Origin of the sequence: Streptomyces sp. NPDC048106, assembly GCF_040706415.1 — a bacterium.
In the GTDB taxonomy this organism is placed as follows: Bacteria; Actinomycetota; Actinomycetes; order Streptomycetales; family Streptomycetaceae; genus Streptomyces.
Map to the genome: position 1 here is coordinate 99,777 of NZ_JBEZND010000028.1, position 16,828 is coordinate 116,604.

14 protein-coding genes, 1 tRNA gene and 2 pseudogenes are annotated in these 16,828 nt (G+C 67.8%); 9 read left to right on the forward strand and 8 right to left on the reverse strand.

Features of this window, described 5'->3' with window-relative positions:
• Nucleotides 1-118: 118 nt before the first annotated feature.
• Both AB0927_RS26390 and AB0927_RS26395 read right to left on the reverse strand, forming a co-directional pair.
• A complete protein-coding gene (locus AB0927_RS26390) occupies nucleotides 119-313 on the reverse strand; it encodes a hypothetical protein (RefSeq protein WP_366670195.1) in 195 nt (64 codons plus the stop codon).
• Between the two features lie 532 nt (nucleotides 314-845).
• Nucleotides 846-3,875, reverse strand: coding sequence for a Tn3 family transposase (locus AB0927_RS26395; RefSeq protein WP_366670196.1), 3,030 nt, complete (start codon nucleotides 3,873-3,875; stop codon nucleotides 846-848).
• A 196-nt stretch (nucleotides 3,876-4,071) separates the two neighbouring features.
• On the opposite strand from AB0927_RS26395, the gene AB0927_RS26400 reads away from it, so the two are divergent.
• The 7 genes and pseudogenes from AB0927_RS26400 (at nucleotide 4,072) to AB0927_RS26430 (ending at nucleotide 9,400) form a co-directional block, all read left to right on the forward strand.
• Complete coding sequence (locus AB0927_RS26400; RefSeq protein WP_366670197.1) at nucleotides 4,072-4,992, forward strand: hypothetical protein; 921 nt, start codon at nucleotides 4,072-4,074, stop codon at nucleotides 4,990-4,992.
• A gap of 6 nt (nucleotides 4,993-4,998) precedes the next feature.
• A complete protein-coding gene (locus AB0927_RS26405) occupies nucleotides 4,999-5,730 on the forward strand; it encodes a hypothetical protein (RefSeq protein ID WP_366670198.1) in 732 nt (243 codons plus the stop codon).
• A 38-nt stretch (nucleotides 5,731-5,768) separates the two neighbouring features.
• Nucleotides 5,769-6,185, forward strand: a complete 417-nt coding sequence (locus AB0927_RS26410; RefSeq protein ID WP_366670199.1) for a hypothetical protein — start codon at nucleotides 5,769-5,771, stop codon at nucleotides 6,183-6,185.
• An 11-nt stretch (nucleotides 6,186-6,196) separates the two neighbouring features.
• Entirely contained in the window at nucleotides 6,197-6,514 is a 318-nt protein-coding gene (locus AB0927_RS26415) for a hypothetical protein (protein ID WP_366670200.1), read from the forward strand.
• Nucleotides 6,515-6,676: 162 nt separating this feature from the next.
• Nucleotides 6,677-6,841, forward strand: a pseudogene (locus AB0927_RS26420) (kinase); the annotation flags it as partial.
• Between the two features lie 691 nt (nucleotides 6,842-7,532).
• Nucleotides 7,533-8,336: an SDR family NAD(P)-dependent oxidoreductase gene (locus AB0927_RS26425; RefSeq protein WP_366670201.1), complete on the forward strand. Its 804-nt coding sequence runs from the start codon at nucleotides 7,533-7,535 to the stop codon at nucleotides 8,334-8,336.
• A 662-nt stretch (nucleotides 8,337-8,998) separates the two neighbouring features.
• Complete coding sequence (locus AB0927_RS26430) at nucleotides 8,999-9,400, forward strand: hypothetical protein (RefSeq protein ID WP_366670202.1); 402 nt, start codon at nucleotides 8,999-9,001, stop codon at nucleotides 9,398-9,400.
• Between the two features lie 186 nt (nucleotides 9,401-9,586).
• Here AB0927_RS26430 and AB0927_RS26435 read toward each other — a convergent pair whose 3' ends face one another.
• From AB0927_RS26435 to AB0927_RS26445, 3 genes and pseudogenes are all read right to left on the reverse strand, one after another.
• The gene (locus AB0927_RS26435) at nucleotides 9,587-9,961 is read right to left on the reverse strand and encodes a hypothetical protein (RefSeq protein ID WP_366670203.1); all 375 of its coding nucleotides are present in this window, start codon (nucleotides 9,959-9,961) and stop codon (nucleotides 9,587-9,589) included.
• Nucleotides 9,958-10,257, reverse strand: a complete 300-nt coding sequence (locus AB0927_RS26440) for a hypothetical protein (protein WP_366670204.1) — start codon at nucleotides 10,255-10,257, stop codon at nucleotides 9,958-9,960. Before AB0927_RS26440 ends, AB0927_RS26435 begins: the two co-directional genes overlap by 4 nt.
• Nucleotides 10,257-10,920 (reverse strand): annotated as a pseudogene (locus tag AB0927_RS26445) (helicase associated domain-containing protein); the annotation flags it as partial. The gene AB0927_RS26440 and the pseudogene AB0927_RS26445, both read right to left, overlap by 1 nt.
• A gap of 66 nt (nucleotides 10,921-10,986) precedes the next feature.
• Here AB0927_RS26445 and AB0927_RS26450 point away from each other — a divergent pair.
• The gene (locus tag AB0927_RS26450) at nucleotides 10,987-13,062 is read left to right on the forward strand and encodes an ATP-binding protein (RefSeq protein ID WP_366670205.1); all 2,076 of its coding nucleotides are present in this window, start codon (nucleotides 10,987-10,989) and stop codon (nucleotides 13,060-13,062) included.
• A gap of 245 nt (nucleotides 13,063-13,307) precedes the next feature.
• On the opposite strand, the gene AB0927_RS26455 is transcribed toward AB0927_RS26450, so the two are convergent.
• Together AB0927_RS26455 and AB0927_RS26460 are read right to left on the reverse strand one after the other, a co-directional pair.
• On the reverse strand, nucleotides 13,308-15,992 hold the full coding sequence (locus tag AB0927_RS26455) for a Helicase associated domain protein (protein ID WP_366670206.1): 2,685 nt from the start codon (nucleotides 15,990-15,992) through the stop codon (nucleotides 13,308-13,310).
• 37 nt (nucleotides 15,993-16,029) lie between these two features.
• Nucleotides 16,030-16,242: a hypothetical protein gene (locus AB0927_RS26460; protein WP_366670207.1), complete on the reverse strand. Its 213-nt coding sequence runs from the start codon at nucleotides 16,240-16,242 to the stop codon at nucleotides 16,030-16,032.
• Between the two features lie 93 nt (nucleotides 16,243-16,335).
• On the opposite strand from AB0927_RS26460, the gene AB0927_RS26465 reads away from it, so the two are divergent.
• A tRNA-OTHER gene (locus AB0927_RS26465) sits at nucleotides 16,336-16,420 on the forward strand.
• Nucleotides 16,421-16,441: 21 nt separating this feature from the next.
• Here the strand turns inward: AB0927_RS26465 and AB0927_RS26470 are convergent.
• Nucleotides 16,442-16,657 carry a hypothetical protein gene (locus AB0927_RS26470; RefSeq protein WP_366670208.1) on the reverse strand — a complete coding sequence of 72 codons (216 nt, stop codon included), beginning with the start codon at nucleotides 16,655-16,657 and terminating at the stop codon, nucleotides 16,442-16,444.
• Between the last annotated feature and the right edge of the window lie 171 nt (nucleotides 16,658-16,828).

Below are 16,828 nucleotides of genomic sequence, written 5' to 3' on the forward strand. Positions count from 1 at the left end.
CCCTGCGAACCTGCGGTTCCCACGCTGCTGGGCCCAGCCCGGTAGGACGCTGCCCCTCCCGCACCTCATGCGCGGAGGGGCAGCACTGTGTTCGCAAACGGGAGCTCCCGACCTGGGACTACGCGTTGTCGGCCGCCGACGTGCTGACGCTCTGGCGGGCCCGGGAGGTGCCGGCGGGGGGCCATGACCCGATGAGGACCGACGTCGTGGTGTTGATCGGCAGCGGGCTGTACGCGCGGGCGCGGTCCACCATGGTGGTCGAGGAGGATCGGACCGTCATGGTCGAGGAGGCGGCGGCGGTGAAGGGTGCCACTACCTCGGCTGCCCCCCCCCGTACCCTCGGGCGGGTTTACCGTCCCCCACGGCGATCAGGGAGACACCGCGTGAGGTGAATGTCAGCGCGGCGTGTGCGTCGACGGGGCCATCTGCTGATCGGTGTCGGGAGGGGTGCGGTTCCTGTCCTGGGACCGCCATCCTGCGCTGCTGAGCCGCTTTGAGGCCTGCGCCAGGCGGTCCTGCGGGGCATCGGCTGTCCCAGACGCCCTGCTGCTCGGCGACCAAGATCTCAAATATGTGGGCCAAGGGGCATTTATGCAGGCCAGGCGCCTTATCCGGATGGGCTGGACAAGGCATGGAGGCTTCCTTCAACTGCTGTGCCACTGAAGTTGACGCCGACGTGGGGGTACGACACCTGCTCCTGCGCGGGTTGAGGCACGCGGGCCTTGGCGGGCAGGACGAAGCCGGTGCCTCGCGAGGGGGCACCGGCTTTTGGGTGAAGCGGAGGAGCTCGCCGTTCAGCGATGCTGGCGATGGGCCCTACTGTCGGAAGGAAGGGGCCCGGGCTCTCAGGCGGGATCTGTGTCGAGGTCGGCGATCGCGAACATGGTCTCGGCGGGCAGTTCGAAGTGGAAGCGTCCGCGCATGTTGATGTGCCGGTACATGAAGGGTGAGAGCTGACGGATTTCGCTCTCGCTGATGGACTGGCCTTGGCTGCGCAGCCTGTCGATGATCTTCTGGATGCAGATCGTGTTGAAGAGGGCCACGGCGTTGAGGACGAGACCGAGGGCACCAAGCCGGTCTTCCAGACCGGGGTAGTACTCGGGGACGGGCCCGTCGAGTCCATGGCAGATGCGCCTGGCGAGTTCGGCACGCTCCTTGTGAAGCCTGCTCTGTGCTTCGATCACGCGTCGGAACTCAGGGTTGTCGTAGAGGTTGAGCAGGTGACGCGTCTTCGGGATGCGTCCGAAGGATGCGATCGCTGCTCCGAGCTTGGTGGGCACGCCGTTGCGGGTGAGGATCCGCAGGGCGTCGTGAGGGCTGACGGCACCGTGGTGAATTGAACCGGCGACATGCAGGATGTCGTCCCAGTGCGCGGCGATTTGCGCGACGTCGATGTAGCGCCGTGTTGCCTCCTGGAGCGGGCCGTAGTGAGCCGACTTCTCGACGCGCCACAGTCTGGTGTCCACGATCTGGCTCGGGGTGGGCTGATACGAGTAGCCGCAGAGGGTCAGAAGACCGAAGACGAGGTCCTCGTGGGTTCCTGCCTCGGCGACGATGGCATCGGGGTGTCCCGTGTCGGGAGCGGTGGGCCGGGTTCGGTGTGTGGTGAGGGTGCGGAGCGCCTCGAGTGCCGCGCTCGGCCTGCCGCTGACCATACGGCCGGAGAGCTGGATGGCCTGCTCGGTGAGTACGGTCAACCAGGAAAGCTCGGAACTGCCCTCAGGCGCGATGGGCAGGCGGGGCTGTGGGGAGGGGATGATGAAGCGGAAGCCGTCCACGGAGGCGAGGCGCCCGCCGTTCCACGGCGTGGTGACGGGAACCGTGGTCTGTTCCTCGATCATGAGTTTGTTGTACGCCTCGATCGTCTCGGGCCGGACGTAGCCGCGGCTGACGCGGTTGAGATGGTCGAGTGCCAGGGCGTCCTTGTCGCTTGCTACGGCTGAGAGGTCAAGATTGCAGGCGTGCCCGACCATCACGGCGGCCACGGACAGCTCGAATTCCGGGTAGGGGGCGGGGCTGCCCTTGCGGGTGGTGAAGGCGGTGATCCCGTCTGTTCGCCGCAAGACCTCCAGTACCACTTGGGGCAGTTCCACCCTGGGGAGCAACTTCTCCACCTGCCTGACCAAGTTGGACGAACGCGGCGACTGCACCTTCGTCAGGTTCAAGTTCCCGTGTTCGAGGGAGACCTGGATGCCTTCCGGCAGTCGAGAGGAAACCCTGGTGAGGTCTGCGTGCAGTTTCGCGCTGGCCTGGCCGAGGTAGGCGGCTGGATCTTCGGACAGGTTCAGGTCGGTCAGCACGCCGGGCCGCGCCTGCTCCCACACTTCGACTGGCAGGAGCTGCGCGCGCAGGTCTGCCCAGCGGGAACAGCCGTAGACGAAGATCTCCCGCTGGCCCAGCTGCCGGTGAAGAGTCTCCAGTACGCACAGGGCATACGCTGACAGGTTTACGGTGCCCTCTGGCTGCCCCGACCTGTCCCACACCAGGCGCCCCCAGGACCCCTTCAATAGCGTGGTGTCGATGTCTTCAAGCCCAACATCCGTGCGGCCCAGGAGATCCGGCAGGGTCCGTAGTGCGGTCAGCGTCGGCCGCCCCGCGGGGGTCGCTCCGAAGGGCACCCTGTCGACAAGGACAGATACGAGCCTTCGCACGTCCCGGAACTGTTCCAGGGCCTTGGCTCGGCGGGCTTCGTCGGTATCGGAGTCCGGAGCGGGCATGTACTCCAGGAGGTTCTTGGCCGCTGTGGCGAGGGTGTCCCTGTCAGCGACCGTCTCGAGTACTGCCCGTGTGGAGTCGGTATCGGTGTAGGGATCGATGATCTCCCCGGTGTCCTGGTCGACCTGCTCTGCCACCGATTTCAGCACGGCGAGGAGCGCCTGTGCGGCCAAGGTGCCGGCGGGGGCGAACTTCGGGTAGGCGTCGACGAGGACCTTGTCGGACCACCTCTTGGGTCTGACGATGAAGCGGCTGCCGATCAGCTTGTCGAGCATGTCGATGGCATCATCCAGGGCGCGCTTCTCCAGTTGCTTGATGGCCGCAAGTACCGCGGCCCGCTTGCCGCTCTGCTCTTTGAGGCGGCCTACTCGCTCGGTCATGGCACGGTCTGCCAGCTGCGCCAGTTTGCGCTGGGGGATGTCGGAGACATCCACGTCGGCGAACCCGAGACCGTGAATTTCGTCCACGCGCGCCAGCGCTCTGTCGAAGTTCGCCCAGTTGGGCTCGCCGACACCTCGGCGTAGCCGATCCAGTCGGCTGGTCCGTTCACCGGCGGGGACCTCCAGCAGCCCGTCGATGACGGTGATCTGGTAGGATGTCAGTTTTCCGCATAGCTTTTTCGACAAGGCGTCCTCAGCCCTGCCAATGCAGGCCACCACCGAGTTGCGCAACGTCGAGTGGCTGGGCAGCAGCACTTGATTTTTGCGGAGCCAGGTCAAGGCTGTGAGGGTCATCGCCTTCGGGCCGGCCGTGGTGATCTCTAGGTGGGCTTCCAACTGCGCGACGAGCTTGGGCTCGCCCTCCGTGAAGGAGGTCCAGCCGCATTCCTTCGCGATCTCCCTGGCGTGGTTCCGAACGGTGTCGGGGCTACTCCCGTAATCCCTGATTTGGTCAAGGGGGTCGGTGATGCCGAGTTGCTCGCCCACTCGCAGCACCAGGTCCTCGGGGATCCTGTCCATATCGGTCTGGAACCGGCCCAGGAACCGGACAGCCGTCAGCTGCACGGCGAAGCCGAGCCGATTGTGAGCTCCTCGCTTGCTTCCGATCAGCTGCCGATCTTCCTTGTTGAGATGGAGAAGCGCCCAGTCGCTCTCCGGGATCCCATCGATGAACGATGGGTAACCAGCGCTCCGCGCCCGCCGTTCCTCTGCGCTGTCCATGGCCTCTCCCCTGACGATCGGATTGTCACGCGAGGGCAGATTCGGGCCGCCGATCGGGCCGGGTCAAACCGCTCCCCGGGGGCGCAGCGCCTTAAGGCAGGTATTCGCGATCTTGGTCGTGGGGTCGTCCCCGCGGGTGACGGATCGGATGTATTGCGGAGGTTCAAGGTGCTTTTGGACCCTATTGTCCCCCTCTATGCAGAACGTGTGGATCGAACCGGGCGGGAACCCCGATCCCGGCTACACCAACGAGCAGCTCAAACGTGCACGAGCGTTCGCGGAACAGGACGTCCAGGCGTCGCGAGTGCAGCTTGCTGCGCGCTTCGGCCTCGGTGACGTGTGTGCCGAGATTGCCGAACAGTCCGGCTTGGGCGCGAGCAGCGCCCTGGAACCGCTGGCACGCCAACTCGGCTACGCAGCCGACACCCTTGAGCGATACCTGCGCGTCACTGGGCTGGCCGGCGCGGAACTTCGCGCACGACTCACCGCCTCCTCCATCCACGTGCCATGGAAGTGCGTAGTGACGGCCTGCGTCACCGACCCGGTGGAACGCACGCGTCGAGTCGGGCTGCTGCTCGGGAGACTGGCTAGTGCAGAGCGGGCGGGATGGCCGGCCGTGCTGGACGCCGCGGAGTACACCAGGGCCCTGGGGCTGGCGGACGGAACGGCCTGCGGCACGGCGGCGACACCGGACGAGATCACTGCACAGCTCGGCCGCGAGGAGGTGCGAGAGGCCGTAGTTGCTGAGCTGACCAAGACTCCAGAAACCGTGCTGTCCATCCTGAGGGCGCCAGCCGTGCGTACGGTCCTCCAGGACCAGGAGGTTGCCCGCTACGTGCGCGAACAGATGCGTCCGGTCCCCGACCCGGACGAAGAGCTGATCAACGAGCTCATCGGCAGCGACGAGCGCGATCCGCGTGCCGACTGGACCATCCGCTACTTCGGCCTGGCCCACAAGTGCCGAGAAATTCTCCTCCTAGGCCCCGACGATTTCGTGCACGTCGACGACCCCGACGTGTGGCAGTCCGTCGAATCCATCCGCGACTCGGTCGTCTCCTGGGCCGACCGCGTCCTGGAAAGGCGCCCCCGCGCGATCCGACTCCTCTCCGGAAAGTAGGCACCCATGCCGATTCCCTCAGCCGCAGGCCGCTACCCCAACGTTGTGCGGGACGTCCTTGACCGGGAGGCCCTCCGCTGCATCCACCAGGGTGGGAGCGAAGCTGAGCAGCTCACCCGGATGCAAGGTGTGGTCCGATCGAAGATCAACGTTCTTTCGGCCGAGTACCGCCCGGTGTTCGACCGTGCGGTGAAATCGATGTGTGCCACCTCGTTCAACAAGGTCTGCAAGGAGGTGCGTATCGCGGCTCTTGCTGGCCCGCCGGACGGACCAACGCAGGCAGGAGCCACCGTTCAAGGCACCGGTTGCGGCACCGGCACCCCGGACCCTGTCGGTGCGATGCCGGGCCCCCGAGGCGGCGGGGCCGACGACGAGAACGTCGTGGCGAAGGTCCTTGTTGGTGAGGGTGGCGAGCTGACGGAGAAGACCGCCCAGCAGCTCGTGCTCGAAGACGTCGACCGCATCATGGAAATCCTCCCCGCCCTTGCCGAGCGCGAATTCATGGAGGCCGACCGGCTTGAACATGCGGCCAAGGAGGCCGCCCAAGGGGCCAAAGAACACAAGGCCCGCGGAAATCGCATCCTTGCCCTGCACAAGCGTTACGACCGTCTCGTCATTGGTATCGACAACCTCCCCGGCATCTTCAGCCTCGCCGACTACATCGCTGCTGTCGGGGCGTCGGCCCTCGGGCTGGACGACGAAGACGCTGAGCTTCTCCGATACGCGGGTAGCCTGTGACAGAGTCCCCGTGGCACAAGGAACTCAAGGGATGGGGTGTGGCCACCGAGATCCCACTCGGAGACCGCAGGGCCGACTGCACACTGCGCTGCCGCAAGCGGGCGGAAATCCAGGCCCGGCGCCTTGCCCCTGCTGAGGTTGCCGGCCGTGAAGCCCATGCGGACCTATGGATTCTCGACTGCCGAGCCGCTCACGCAAGCAACCGCCTACAGGTATGGGACGACGCGGAGTTCGGCAGGCTGTTCCGCTGGGACCGTCCCTGGCAAGGTTTCGCGGTGGCCAAACGCCCCGTCTTTCTCAACATGAATCTGGACATCAGCACAGGCCACGGCAGCTTTCTGGAGGTCATGGGATGGGCCTTTGACGGATCACGGGCCCTGGGCACTGGCCGGGTCCATACCGCCGCTGCCATGCGCTCCTGGATGCGCTACGACATCCCCCTGACCGCAGAGTAGGCGGTGCCCTCATGATCTACGAGCTATCCCAGGCAGGACAGCGGCACCGTACTGTGGCGATCGAGCTGGACGGTCTTCTGCGCCAGGTGCCAGCCGTGTACCACCCGACCGGCGCCCTCGTAGGGCGCATGGTGACAGAAGTGGTCTTCTACGCCGAATCCTGGCTCGGCGAGTGCCCGGTGCCGGTGGCAATACCGCTGCACCGGCCCACTGCCCGAACCGACCCGCGACTGGTCGTCGTTGACGACCTAGCCGAGCGGTGGGTGATGGGGTTCAACGTCCTGTACAACCAGACGCCTTATCGCATCACCGGGTTCTACCCCACCTGACGAGCAGAGGACCCCGTTGGCCCTTCCCTCTGAGAGGGCGAGCCCGGGGTCCCTCACTCACCGAGAGAACGGTCGTGACGGGCTGGGTGGGGGCGGGAAGCCAGCGGCCGCGGGTCGCCGCGTACAGATCGACCTTGGACTTCGATGGCATCGGCGGCCTGCTACGCGCTGGACGCCGGCTATCACGTCGTGGTCAAAGGCATCCTCTACGCCGACTGCTACGGCGACATGGTCGCGGCGCTGTGCGCCGACCACCGCGGCCCGACCCACGGCTACTACCTGGACGTGCCGTTCGACGAAACCCTTGCCCGGCACGCCAGCAAGCCGACGCCGACGATCGTCCTGGCGGAGGCCCGGGTCACCATCCCGCGTCGGCGGTAGCCTACTCAAGCAAGGCCAGAGCGCCGCCGTCGGGCATCGTGTGACGAGCACGCTCACTGCCGTGTCCCGGGGGCGTTCGGCTCGCCGAGGCCGCTGTTGCTCCGGGGGCTCGGGATGAACTTGAGGCCTGTCCCACCTGCGTAGCCCCGGGCGTTCTTGGCGAGCAGTTTGTGGATGAGGTCCTTGTAGCGATCGGCCGGGCGCGCCGGCGAATTCTTCAAGGAGGCGAGCGCCGTGTGCTGGAAACGCACCACCGACGCCCGGCCCAGTGGGCCCGGAGGCTACCTCGCCTACTACTTGCACCGATTCCTCGGCCCGCTCACACGTACTGCCCCAGCACACTGATCACCCAGGACACGCCGCGATCGTCAGTCGGTGGCGGCGCAGGGTCTCGCATGCGCCGCCACCGCGCCGAGACCGACCTCGATGTACTGCGGGCCCGCGCGATCCGGCAGGCACGGAAGAACGCCGGCCCCGGATCGCTGGTGGTCCTGTCTCCGTTACAGACCGGCCCGTGGGGCGAACCTCGTCGAGCGGCGCGGCCCTGGTGTCCGGGATGCGGTGGCTGGCTGGTACAACGGTGTTTGTACGCGCACACGCGCACACTGCAGGTCAGCGGGCTGAAGGCGGCACACAGGTGAGCACACGACGCGGTACGGCCCTGGTGACGGGCGCCTCCTCCGGTATCGGGGCGGCCTACGCGGAGCGCCTCGCCGCCCAGGGATGGGACACGGTCCTCGTGGCCCGCAGGGCCCAGCGGCTGGATGACCTCGCCCGGCGGTTGCGCGAGGAGACGGGCACCACGGCGGAGACCCTGGTGGCCGACCTGTCGGTGCCCGACGACCTGGCCCGGGTGGTGAGCCGGGCGGCGGGCGACGACATCGGGTTCCTCCTCAACAACGCCGGTATCAACGGGTACGGTCCGTTCGCCGAGCTCGAACCGGACTTGCTGGCGAAGGTCCTGCACATCAACGTCCTGGCCGTCACCGCTCTCACCCGGGCCGTGGTCCCGGGCATGCTGGCGCGCGGTGACGGAACCGTGGTCAACGTCGCCTCGCAGCTGGCCTTCGCGGGCTCGCTGCCGCCGCACCCGCTGCCCGAGCGCGCGGTGTACGGCGGCACCAAGGGCTACGTCGTCACCTTCACCCGCACCCTCGCGGCCGAGCTGGCCGCCACACCGCTGAGGATCCAGGTGCTGTGCCCGGGGCTGACCGCCACCGAGTTCCATCGTTCCCGCGGGCAGGAGCCGGTGCCGGGAGATGACCAGGCCGTGCACGCCGAAGGCGGCATGCCGGTGGGCCAAGTCGTGGACGCCTCACTCGCGGCGCTGGACGGCGACCGGGTGGTGTGCGTACCGGGACTCGACGAACCAGCCCTGATCGATGGTCTGGCAGAGGCCGAGGCGGCGATCCGCGCGGCGGCCCGACGCGGCGAGAGCTGACCGGGGACCCCATCCGGAGGGCCCTGCCGTGCCCGACACGGCCGCGCGGCAGTCCTCCGAGCGCTACTGGTCAGCCCGCAGTGCGGCAGCGCGTCCTTCGACGGTGACCGCAGGGTCGCCAGATGCACGCAGGTGGGCTGACAGCACGTCCAGTTTGGCTGGAGTCGGCTTCCCCTGGTCTGTCCCGTCTGCGGTGAGCGCACCGGTCTGACGATCTCCGGCACTGTCAGCGGGCAGTTCACGTGCCGCGCCGGCCATGTCTCGACCGACCGGCGCCTGACCTCCGGCGCGCGGGTCCAGCGTGACAGCCATCTTCGGAGTACTCGAATCCCTGCTCGGCCTGATGCCCGGCTACGGCACCTTCATGGCCTTGCTGCTGCCCACCGGCTACCTGGCGGTCACCGTCACCACCACCGCCAACGCCCTGACCCAGCTCCACGTCGCTCCGCACCTGCGCTCCCGTCGAATACGAAACCAACTACTACACCGAACTCACAAAACCCCAGGTCACAACCACAATCTGAGATCTCTACCGAACCCAGGGCGGTTGATGCCATGCTGTGTACATGCCTGACGAGTCGTTCGATCAGAGAGTTGGTTCGCCAACCAGCTTGAAGTTGGGACAGTCCGGGCCTGCGCATAGGGCCTGGTCCCGGAGCGCCTTGGCGGCATTGGTGGTTGCTGGGTTCGTGGCTGGTTCGGGCTCCATCGCGCTGGCGTGGAGTTTGTCCGGGCCCGGGGGCAACAAGGCCTTCACGCTGGTGGGGCAGGCACAAATCGACGATGGCGGCGTCCCCCGCCGGGGGGCTTGCAATGGTGCCCTGGAGCTCACCGACGTCGACAAAGGGGCGCTGGTGACTGTCTACGACTCGGCAGATCGGTTAGTTGCAACCGGATCTCTGGGAGCTGGCCAGTACTACGAGTCCGCCTGCGTGTTCCCAGTTGTGGTGCCCAGGGTACCGGGCGGCTCCAAGTCCTATTCGGTGCAAGTCCTTTGGCACAAAAAGACGAAGATCACGAGCGAGCAGGCGCGGACCGGGAGTCTCGTCATCCGGCTTGGCTAGTGTCCTGAGTCGGAAGTTTGCGGGCGTGTAGGTCTGGGGTGATGCCTGGTCCGAAGCCGTTGTTGTCGCAATCAGCTGTCTCGCGGATCTGGCGGGCGTTCGGCCTCACCGCACATCGTGGAGACCTGGAAGCTGTCGACCGACCCGCAGTTCGTGACCAAGGTGCGCGACGTGGTCGGCACCTACCTACCGGAGCCTCCTGCGGGGCGGGGGCGGGGGCGGCGGGCTGCTGGGGGTGGGCGACCAGCATGGCGCTGGACGCGGCGAGCTCCCGCCCCGTGGTGGTGGTGTCGGCGATGCGCAGCAGGTAGCTGGCGACGTCGCGGACTCCGGCGTGCCAGCCGTCTTCGAACCGCGGCTCTCGGGGATCCGGGTGTGGGTGCCGGCCACCGCCCTGGCCTCCCGCTTCGCCACGATGTCGTCGGCCTGCTCGTGTCCGATCCCGACGGCGGCCAGGGCCTGGAAGACCGTGAACCGCGCCGCTGTGGCCTCGTGCTGGTGGTGGCTGATGCGGGCCGGCTCCCGGCCGTACGCGTCGGCGCCGTGCTGCTCGGTGCTCACAGGGTGCCTTCCTTGTCTGTCCGGGTGCGGTTGGCGACCCAGTCCGGATCGCGTACGGGCATGGGCGCCAGCGTCTCGTTGGCCGGGGCGCGCATGATGCGCCAGCTGGTGCGCGGCGCGGTGACGGCGTGGGCCAGGACGACGACGGCCTGACGCCCGGCGCCGCTCCGGACCCACGCCCCGGTGAAGCGGACCTGATCTGCCGCCCAGTCGCCCAGGCGCTGCCACGGTCGCAGCCGCCCGAGCAGGTAGCCGGCCGCGAGCGCGGCGGCCGCGGTGACGACGACGCCCACCATCACGACCACCGCATCCCGATCGCGGACAGCAGCTCCATCCGCTCCGGCGTCAGCGTCGCCGCCCTGTTGCGCTGGTTTCCGATCCATGCACCGAGCCGGAGTTCCCGCTCCTCCTGGTCCTCGCCGATGGCGATCCGTTCGACGTGCTTCCTCGGGACCTGGAGGTGCCCCTCGCGCTCGTAGAACTGCTTGGCGGCCTCGTAGTTCATCGCCCACTTGTCGGCCTGCGTGCGGCGCGGCGGCGGCTTCTCGTCCTCGTTGGCGGGTGTGATCCCGAGGACCTGCTCGCACAGCCACTGCTGCACGGACGTGAGCTGATCCCACCCGAGCCGCACCGACTGCACCCACCGCCCGAGATCCTCGCCCTGGCGCACGACGTCGCCCGCCTCGGTGGGCAGCACCTCACCGGCGTCCAGATGCATCCAAGGTGGACGCACCGCTGCCAGGTCCCCGGCCAGCTCGGGCACCAGGACGCCTCGATCTCCTTCAACTGCTCGCGCCGCATCTGGACAGCGCCCCGGCCGACGACTCCACCGGCAGGCCCTCGGCACGCCGCTGCTCGGTCTCCTGCGCCTTGCGGGCGGCAGCCCTGGCGTTCTTCAGCCAGATGCCCACCTTGTAGCCCTGGTAGGTGGCGTCCAGCGGCGCGAGCAGGTGCCCGTTCGCCTCACCCCACCCATTACGCAAGGCGATGTGTACCGCACGGTGTGAAACCGGTACGGTCACCGCATGTCTGGGGAGCACAACACAGAAGGCGCCGCTCGCACGGGAGTTGGCGCGGGCGTGGTCAGCGCCGCCGCACTGCCGGCGCAGAGCGGACCGCCGCTGACGGAGTTCGAGCTCTCGGTCGGCGAGCGCAAGATCCTCCAGTTCAAGAAGAAGCCCCAGATCACGGCAGTCGCTGAGTTGGTGTGGAACGCGCTGGACGCCAACGCCACCGAGGTCCACGTCGAACTGCGCCGCTCCAGCATGACGGCGATCACCGACGTCGTGGTGACCGACAACGGCCACGGCATGACACTTGAGCGAGCACGCACGGCCTTCCAAGCTTTCGGCAACACCTGGAAGTCCAGTAGGACGCACACCGAAGGCGGGGAACGCATCCTGCACGGTCGCAACGGCGAAGGCCGCCTCTTCGCCTTTGCCCTGGGCGACCAACTCACCTGGGAGTCCACTGCCAAGGTCGGCGACACCTTGGTCGGTGTCCAGATCCGCGGCAACGCTGACCACGCCACCATCTGGCAGATTGAGGAGACAGAGCCGACCCGGGAAAAGCCCGGTACGGCGGTCCGCATTTCTGTTCCCCAGGGCAAGCCCCTGAACAGCCTGGAACGTGACGACGCCGCCGCGAATCTCACCGCCAAGCTGGCGTTCTACCTCCGGGCCTACCCGCACGTGCGCGTCACGTTCGACGGCAAACGGCTCGACCCCAGCGACATCATGGTCGGCGAACCCGTCGACCTGCAGCTGGACCTGCCGGAGGAGTACGCCGGCGAGGACCCGCCCCCGGTCGTCACCTTTGTCGAGTGGAACAAGCGGATGGGCGACCGCAAGATGCTCATCTGCAACGCCGACGGCATCGCCCTTGGCGAGCATGGCAGCGACTGGTCCGACGGCATCATCAGCTTCACCCCCTACCTGCGCGCCAACCTGTTCAACGGCCTGTCCGTCGACGACCTGCACGGCCTGACTATGTCCCACGCCGGGCTCTTGGACGCGGCCGTCAAGGCCGTCCAGAAGCACCTGGCTGTTCGCGGTGCCCAGATCTCGGCAGAGGTCGTGCGACAGCTGAAGACCGAAGGCATCTACCCCTATGACGACCAGCCGGTGACCGGCGCGCTCGCCATTGAGCGCCAGACCTTCGACGTCGTCGTCACCGCCGCTCGCCACGCGCTGCCCAACAAAAGAGCCGCCCGCAGTCTCTCCGTCAACCTCATCCGCACAGCGCTGGAGAGCAACCCCAGCGACCTCCACACCATCCTGGAAAAGGTTCTGGCACTCAGCGACGACGACCGTCGGCACCTGAAGAACCTTCTCGACAGCACCGACCTGACCCACGTCATCGGCGCGGCCACCACCGTCACCAACCGCCTGAACTTCATCCAAGCTCTGCGCAAGATCCTCGCCGACGACCACCTCCGCAAGAATCTGCGCGAGGTCGACCAGCTCCATCCCATGGTCGCCAAGAACCTCTGGCTGTTCGGCGAAGACTGGAACATGACCAGGAGCGAGCTCGGACTCACCAATGTCCTCCAGGCTCACCTTGAAGACCACCTGGGCGAAGACGTCGTCCTGGAGCACGAGCTCGAGGCAGTGACCCAGCCGGACGGGCGCAGCGGGCGCGTCGACATCCTGCTGTTCCGCAGCCGCCGGGACGACAACTCCACCGAGCGGCTTGTCGTTGAGCTCAAGCGGCCCACAGTGAAGGTCGGCCCAAAAGAACTCGACCAGATCAAGGGCTACGCCCGGGCCATCGTCGACGATCCCCAGTACAGCGGGGTGGGTTCCAAGTGGCGGTTCTACCTCGTCACCTACGACTACTCGGAGAAGATCCTTCGCGACATCAGGCAGAAGGACCGGCCCGCCGGCCTCGCCGATGTGCAGGACGACTATGAGGTCTGGGTCAAGAGCTGGGGCGAGATCCTCGACGCTGCGGAGAAAAAGCTGCGGTTCTTCCAGGAGCAGCTGAACTACGAGGCGACAGACGACCGCGTCACCCAGCACCTACGCGAGAGCTACTCACACTTCATTCCCGACGCCTTGGCACAGCCGCAAGGCCAGGCTGAAGAAACACGAGAACAGTGAAGACTAGGCTCTGAGGCCGTGTCCCGGGGCCTCCCCTATCCGGATAAACTGCCGGGCGGTGGCAGCGTCACGCCCACACGTTGATGAGCCAAGCCGTTCGGCCGGACAGGAGCATGAGTGGTCCGTGCTCGGCCGGACCGGCCCCGCAGTGGCTAACGCCGCCTTCCGCGGCGCGGACGAAGCCAGGGAAACGAACACGGCGCCCGACCCGGGCACATATCCGGGGGGCGCCGTCGTTGTACCGGTCAGGCCGCCGCTGCCCACTCCATGCCCAGCTCCGCGAGCGCGGCGAGTTGGTCGGCGTCCAGCCGGTTCCTTCTCGATTTCGTGTTCGAGACCCATACGCCCAGCTTCACCGTCACCGGTTCGGCCTCGCCGTCGACCGCGATTTCCTCGCTGTGGCCGCGCGGCACCGGCCGGTGGGCGCCTTCCCGTTCCACCCACTGCGTGAGGGCCGCCAGGCCGCGCTGGAACGCCTGCTGCGCCTTGCTCGGGTCCTTCGTCGCACGGGGCGCTGCTGGGGTGGGAGACGGGGCCGCGGGGGCGTTGATGCCGAGCCCGGTCAGCCGTTCCTGCTGCTCGGGCAGGAGCCGCGCCCAGGTGGCCGGCTGTTTCTGCTGCTGGAGCCACTTGCCGATGTCGTCGCCGTCCATGAGTACGCCGGGTGCGATGTCGGGCAGGTGGCCGTCGGCGTCGACCAGGTCCGCCAGGACGCGGTAGTGCCGCTGCCAGTTCAGTGGCCAGGGGCAGTCCCAGTCCGGGTCGACCTCCGTCAGCTGCGCCGCGCGCACGGCGGCCCGCTCCGGGTCCTTGCCCAGGCCGTTCTTCGCGCCCTTGCGGCGGAGGTTGGCCATGTGCTGCCCGACGGGCACCATCGCCTCGCCCTCGCTCCACACCGCGTCCTGCCGCGGCGCGAGGTGCCCGGTCGCCCGCCGGTAGGACCGCAGGGCGGCCAGCTTGGCCTCCCACGCTTCCTCGCCGGGCTCCCAGACCATCCCGGCCTCCGGCGCGTCCAGCAGCGTCTTGCGCCGCTCCTCCAGCTCCCCGGCCCGCAGCGCCTTGCGCTGTTGGTGCACCCACCTGCCCAGCGGGAAGTCCTTGGTGACCCCGACCTCGACCTCGGTGTCGTACGGGACGGCGTACAGGCCGGTGATCTCGTTCTCCGCCCGCCAGCGCAGCAACGCCTGGTAGCCCTCCAGCCACACCAGCGACTCCGGCCGGTAGACCCGGGTCCGCAGGAACGCCGCGATGGTCGCGGCGTCGCGCGGGCTGGAGAAATGGAGCAGCGCGGACTCGGCGGCGGCGTCGGTGCCGTCCTGCTCCTGGTCCTCGCCGTCGCCCTCTCCGCCAGCCCCGACGATCCGCCCGTCCTTATCGCGCTGGAGGTGGACCTTGCGTTTGCCGCTGGTGAGGGCGCGGGAGGCGAGCTGTTCGACCAGGCGCTCATCATGCGAGCGGAGGCCCTGGAGGACCGCTACAAGGGGGCGGAACGAGGCGCTGGCGACCATGTCCTGCGGGTCCTCACCTGGCTCCAGGAACACCGGCACGATGATGCGGGCGACCTTGGTGGAGCCGTCCTTGTTGAGCCTCAGCGCGCGGCCGATGTTCTGGACGATCTCGACCTGGGAGCCGCGGGTGTCCGCGAAGCACACGGCTTCCACGCCCCGCTCGCCGGTGATGTCGACGCCTTCCCCGAGCACGCGGCAGCTGGCGAGGAAAGCGCGGTGGACCCGGCGCCCGGCCGCGTCGATGCCGTTCGCGAACTGCCGCAGCACCTCGCGCCGCTCGGACACGAGGTGGTCGCCGCACAGCCACGCCGACCACACGCGGTCCGGGGGTACGTGGCGGCCGGCCTCCAGCTCGTAGAACTCCGCGTTGATCGACGACTTCGGCAGCTTGTCGGCGGCGGCAAGGTCGTCGTCGGTGGCGTCGTTGGCGTACAGCTCGGCCGCCGTCTCCGGCAGCTTCTCCGCGAACGCCGCGGCCTCCTCCACCTTCTGGTGGAACGTCATGACCGTACGCAGATTCCACGCGGCGGCGTGCTCCAGGAGCGCGGTCTGCAACAGGGCCAGGCGCCGGCCGCGCCGCGCCTCCTCCGACTCCCCGGAAACCGGGGAGGGATCGCGGATCTCCAGCACGTCGATCTCGAACCCGGCGAGGATCTCCCGCTCGATCGCCTCCGACAGCCCGAACTCGGCGAGCCACGCCCCGTACGTGCCGTTCGGGGCGTCGGCCATGGTGGCGATCTCCGCCTCCTGGCCGCCCGCGCCTTTCTGCGGGCGGGCCGCGGCGAGGATGCGCGGGGTCGCGGTCAGGTAGAGCCGGAAGTCCGCCGGGATACGGGCGTTGTCGTGGATCGCGGCCCACGGCCGCCCGAGATCACCGGCGGTTCCGTGGGCCTCATCCACGATGGCGAGGTCGAAGCCTGCCATCTGCTGGCCGTAGAGCCGTTCCCCGCCCGCCAGAGCGGCCTCCAGCGGCCCGCGAACCTTCCGCTGACCCATCGGTGCGTCGATGTCCTCGCGGTCCACCAGCGAGGCGTACGTGGCGAACACGACCACCGGCCCGCACCCGGCCCACAGGGCGAGCTGGATCGGGTTGGTGGTGGTGCGCACCCCGAGCTCGCCCAGGACCGGGTCGTTCTCCAGCGAGCACACCGCGACCATCGGCGCTCGGTGACCCACCAGGCGCCACGCCTGGGCGGTCTGCGCGAGCAGGTCCAGGGTGGGCACGGTGACGAGGATCCGGCCGTCCGTGAACGACTCCAGCGCGCACGCGGCGGCCGTGATCGTCTTGCCCGACCCGGTCGCTGACACGATCGTGCCCCGGGCACCTTGCGGGGGCACAGATGATCTTGCAGGGAATCCCACCCACCTGCGAAACGCGGAGCGCTGATCTACCTGGTGTTCCTTGAGCTGAATCGCTGACATTTCCATGCCTCCCCGAGCGGTCAATTCTTGTGGTCTTTCAGAGGGCCGCGTGTGGAATGCAGGCCGCGCCCAAGTCGTTCCAGATCGATGCATCCGCCTTGTGCCAGCCGCCCGGCTTTCCGTCCTTGAAGGGCGGCTTGTCGTCCGGGTCGTAGTGCCCGGCATCGAGCGTGCAGACGATGACGTCACCATCGCTGTTCACCGTCCGCGCCGTGCACAGACCGCCGGCCTCGCCCAGGGCCTCCAGCACCCGACGCCGCGCCCGTGGTGTGCGGGTATGCGAGCAGAGCACCCTCTACAAAAGGAGAGGCGTTGTCGGCCGGAGTGCGGATACGCTGTGTGCGGCCACGCGTCGTCTAGCGGCCCAGGACACCGCACTCGGGTTCGCCCCGATGCGGAAACCCCGGTTCGAATCCGGGTGCTGGCCAACCCTGCTGCGCTCACGACCGTCACACGCCCTTATCCCGGCTGTCCGCGAACCGCAGACCCTGACAGGCCGGCACTAACCCGTTCAGCTCGATCACCTGGCACTGCGCCCCAGCGACCGCCCCCGCCTCCAGCGCGGCCACCAGGCCGTCAGCCTCGCTCGCGGGCACGCCCTGCGCTTCCAGGAGCGCGAACACCTTCAACCGGGCGTTGACACCTGCCGTCTGGTACTGCGTCACCCGGCGCACAGAACCGGCTCAGCGTGGGATCGGGTCCGGTAGATTCGTGGTGACCGGTCATCTGCGGTCGTTCCTCTCAGAATTCCGGGGAGGTTCCAGGATGGTTTGAGGGGTGTCCCGTGCTTTCGCCAATGATACATGTGCATCTACCGGGTGCACCCACTACACTAG